The sequence below is a fragment of the Pseudomonas sp. NDM genome (genome assembly GCF_003105095.1).
Classification (GTDB): Bacteria; Pseudomonadota; Gammaproteobacteria; order Pseudomonadales; family Pseudomonadaceae; genus Aquipseudomonas; species Aquipseudomonas moraviensis_A.
Map to the genome: position 1 here is coordinate 1 of NZ_QETJ01000268.1, position 3,658 is coordinate 3,658.

At 60.1% G+C, this 3,658-nt stretch carries 3 protein-coding genes; all 3 read right to left on the bottom strand.

All coding sequences use genetic code 11. The features are described 5' to 3' along the window. Positions 1-81 precede the first annotated feature (81 nt). A complete protein-coding gene (locus DCO47_RS26155) occupies positions 82-1,590 on the bottom strand; it encodes a sensor domain-containing diguanylate cyclase (protein WP_116659239.1) in 1,509 nt (502 codons plus the stop codon). A gap of 185 nt (positions 1,591-1,775) precedes the next feature. After that, complete coding sequence (locus DCO47_RS26160; protein WP_371919903.1) at positions 1,776-3,053, bottom strand: OprD family porin; 1,278 nt, start codon at positions 3,051-3,053, stop codon at positions 1,776-1,778. Between the two features lie 233 nt (positions 3,054-3,286). Beyond that, the gene (locus DCO47_RS26165; RefSeq protein WP_064364304.1) at positions 3,287-3,508 is read right to left on the bottom strand and encodes a hypothetical protein; all 222 of its coding nucleotides are present in this window, start codon (positions 3,506-3,508) and stop codon (positions 3,287-3,289) included. Positions 3,509-3,658: the final 150 nt, after the last annotated feature.

The following is a 3,658-nucleotide window of genomic DNA, read 5'->3' on the forward strand; positions in this document are numbered from 1 at the left end:
GGCTCACTCCTACAGGGGGAACGCATTCCAATTGTAGGAGTGAGCCTGCTCGCGATAGGGCCGGTGGGGCCACTGCACCTCTCAAACCGATACCACCACCCGATTGCGTCCGCCTTCCTTGGCCTGATACAGCGCCTTGTCCGCCGCAAACAACAACTGCTCCAGGGTCATCTCGCTCGCTGTCGTCCATGTCGCGATGCCGATACTCACGGTCATCGCCCGCTCAGCGCCTTCGGTCCACGGCAGGTTTTCCACAGCGCTACGGATCTGCTCGGCGATCTGCTGCGCTCCTGCGCTGTCGGTCTCGGCGAGAATCACCGAAAACTCTTCGCCGCCATAACGCGCAACCAGATCCGCCGGACGTCGCACATTTGCCGTGATCACCTTGGCCAGCTCACGCAAGACCTGATCGCCGGCCTGATGGCCATGTCGGTCGTTGAAGGCCTTGAAGTGGTCGGCATCGATCATCATCACCGACAGCGGCTGGCCCGAGCGTTGCGCGCGGAACCACTCATGACGCAGGGTCTGATCGAGCATGCGCCGGTTGGCCACGCCGGTCAGGTCATCGGTGGCGGCCAGTTGCGCCAGCTCGCGTTCGGCGCGATGGCGCAAACGCAGTTCCCGGGCGAGCAGCCAGGTCAGCCACAACAGGCCAAGGCACAGCACGCCGGTGGCGCCACTGATCAATATCGCCGTGCGCCGCCAGGTGCCGAACACCTCATCACTGGACAGCGCGACCATTACGGTCAACGGCAGATTGCCGACCCGCGAGTAGGTATAGAGCCGGCGTTGTTTATCCATGCTCGAGGTGCTGGTGAAACTGCCGCTGCCATCGCGATCATTGAGGATGCGCACAACGTTGGGCCGATTGCCGAAGCTCTTGCCCACCGAATCGCTTTGCAGGTACGGCTTCTGCGCGAGCAGCACGCCATCGCTGTTGATGATGTTCAATGTGCTGTCGGTGCCAATGTCGAGGCTTTTGAACAGTTCGTCGAAGTAGTCGAGTTTCAACGACGCCACCGCCACACCGAGGAATTCACCGGTCTGCGAGGAGATGCGTCGACTGAAGCTGATGCGCCACTGATCGGCCTCGTCGCAATCGCAACGGGTCTTGAACGGCCGGCTGATGAACATGCCCATCTCGCGGTTGAACGCATGGGCGAGGAAATAATCGCGGTCAGCGAAATTGCCCGGTTTCGGTTCGATGCGCGAGGAGTCGGCGACGACCTCGCCATGCTTGTCCAGCAGCAGGATGTCGCCTTTGAAGCGCGCGGTGGCCGAGCGATCGAACAGCGCCAGGTGACGGATCTGCGGCGAGACCTGCTGCAAGTCGTCACGCTGGGCGGCGGCGATCAGGCCTTGCAGCGTCAGGTCGTACAGCTCGACGGTGCGCAGCACATCGGCGTCGATCAGTTGCGCGATGGTGGTCGCACGGCGAGTGGCGGCTTCCTGCGCACTGGCGTACTCGCGGATCAGCAGGAAGGTGACGATGCACACCATCGCAATCACGGTCAGCAGACTGCCAAGGATCAGCAGGCGCTCGGGGCGACCGGTCTGGCCTGCGATGGGAGGTGTGCGGCTGGCGATCATAATGGGGAGCCGGTTGGAGTGGTTTCATAAGCTTAGTTGGGCTGACGCCGGACGAACCTGTGGGAGCGAGCCTGCTCGCGAAAGCTGATTGTCAGTCAACATCTGCGTTGAATGACACACCGCTTTCGCGAGCAGGCTCGCTCCCACAGGATCGATCACAGGATCTGAAAAACGCCGCGCCGATCTTAGAAGACGTTGACCGGGTAGTCGATGATCACGCGGTATTCATCTGTATCCGAATCAATCGCGCCGTAGCCATTGCCGCCACGGTTGGTCGCCCATTGCAGGCGCACCGCCAGGTCCTTGGCCTGACCGCTTTGCACGACGTACTGCAAATCGATATCGCGCTCCCAGTGTTTGGCGTTGCGGCCATCAGCGCTGTACCAGCTGGAATAGCCTGGGTTGTCCGGGTCGGCTTTGGTCAGGTCGACCGTGCCGCGCGAATAGGACAGCGCCGAAGTCAGCCCTGGCAGGCCGACACCCGTGAAGTCGTAAGCGTACTTGAGCTTCCACGAGCGTTCGTTCGGGCCGTTGAAATCCGAGTATTGCTGGGAGTTGTCCAGGTAAACGCTGTCGCCCTGGCTGATGTAGTCGAACGGTGTGTTGCCGTTGACCCGCTGGTACGCGGCGGTAACGCTGTGGCTGCCGATGCCGACGGTCAGATGCGCGCTCCAGGTGTTGTTGTCTATGTCGCCGAGCAGCGCATCACCGGTGTCTTGCGTGTGATAGAAATGCAGGCCCGGGTTGAGGCTGACCAGATCGTTCAGTTGCCAGGTGTAGTCGAGGTCGTAGTAGTACTGGTTCCAGATGTCTTTCAGCTCAGAGGCATAGAGGCTACTGGTCAGACCTTCGACACCGCTCCAGGCCACACCAGCCCAAGTCAGGTGCTGACTCTCATCGCCATCGGCGAGGGTGCCGTAGGACGTACCGATTCGCGTGTGACCGCTCTGGTTATACGGCTTGGTGAAACTGGCCTGGCCACCTTCGATCAGCCAGCCGTCGAAACTGTGATTGGCGAGGCTGATACCGCGAAACGTCTGCGGCAGCATCCGCGTGTCGCCGCCGGCAATCACCGGGTTGGTGAGGAACAGGTCACCGGCCTTCAACTCGGTATCGAACGCACGCAGCTTCAACGTTCCGCCTGCGGTGGAGAACGAGCCTGGCGCTTTGCCGTTGCCATCGCTGATCGGCAGGATACTCGAACCGTCGGTACCGCCACCGCCGTCGAGTTTCAGGCCGAGCATGGCGTGGGCATCAAAACCGAAGCCAACCGTGCCCTCGGTATAGCCGGACTGGAACACCCCGAGAAAACCCTGGCCCCACTCGATGTTGTCGTCCGCTTGCTGCAAGCGGTTGCGATTCATGTAGTAGTTGCGGGCGTTCAGGTTGAGGCTCGAACCTTCGACGAAGCCTTGTTCAGCAGGCTCGTCGGCGTGGGCGGTGGGAACAATCGTTGCGGCCATTGCAATGAACAGCGGTGTAAGGCGGGCAGGGTAAAACACGTGCGGTGGAACTCCTTGGGTCAGCGGGCCGCTCTGTTTCTTGAGCGGCTTGATATTTCTTGTTGTTACAGACGCACCAGACGGCTTTCAGACCACAACGAAAAAAGGCCGCTGAAAGGCAGCGGCCTGGAGTGACGACGGTTGAACGGGAAGAGCCAAACAACCGCGTCGAGGGAAACCTTTCGCGGTGCGACTCAGCTGTCTTTCTCGATTACTTGAGTCTGGGAATTGGCGGCCTGGGGGGATTGCGTCGCGTCTTGAGCCTTGGCCATCACTTCGGCCTGATGCTGATCGAATGCCTGCGCGCGAGCGACTTTTTGCGCCACGAACGTTTGCGATTCTTCAGCCATCGCCATCGGCGACAGGATCAATGAGGACAAAACGAACGCGCTGGCAATACCCATACTGTTGGACATCTGGAAAACCTTCTTGCTTGGCAAGTGCTGTTTGGTGCGGGCAAAGATAAGGTTGCCAAGGGCTGGGAAACAGCGTGATTTTCATAAATGACTGTTACAGCAAAAGCAAAGATCGCAGCCTTCGGCAGCTCCTACAAGGGCGTGTCGTAC

Excerpts from the sequence above, each read along its gene's own strand:
- DCO47_RS26155 (WP_116659239.1), bottom strand. The coding sequence starts at position 1,590 with ATGATCGCCAGCCGCACACCTCCCATCGCAGGCCAGACCGGTCGCCCC.
- DCO47_RS26160 (WP_371919903.1), bottom strand. The coding sequence starts at position 3,053 with ATGGCCGCAACGATTGTTCCCACCGCCCACGCCGACGAGCCTGCTGAA.
- DCO47_RS26165 (WP_064364304.1), bottom strand. The coding sequence starts at position 3,508 with ATGTCCAACAGTATGGGTATTGCCAGCGCGTTCGTTTTGTCCTCATTG.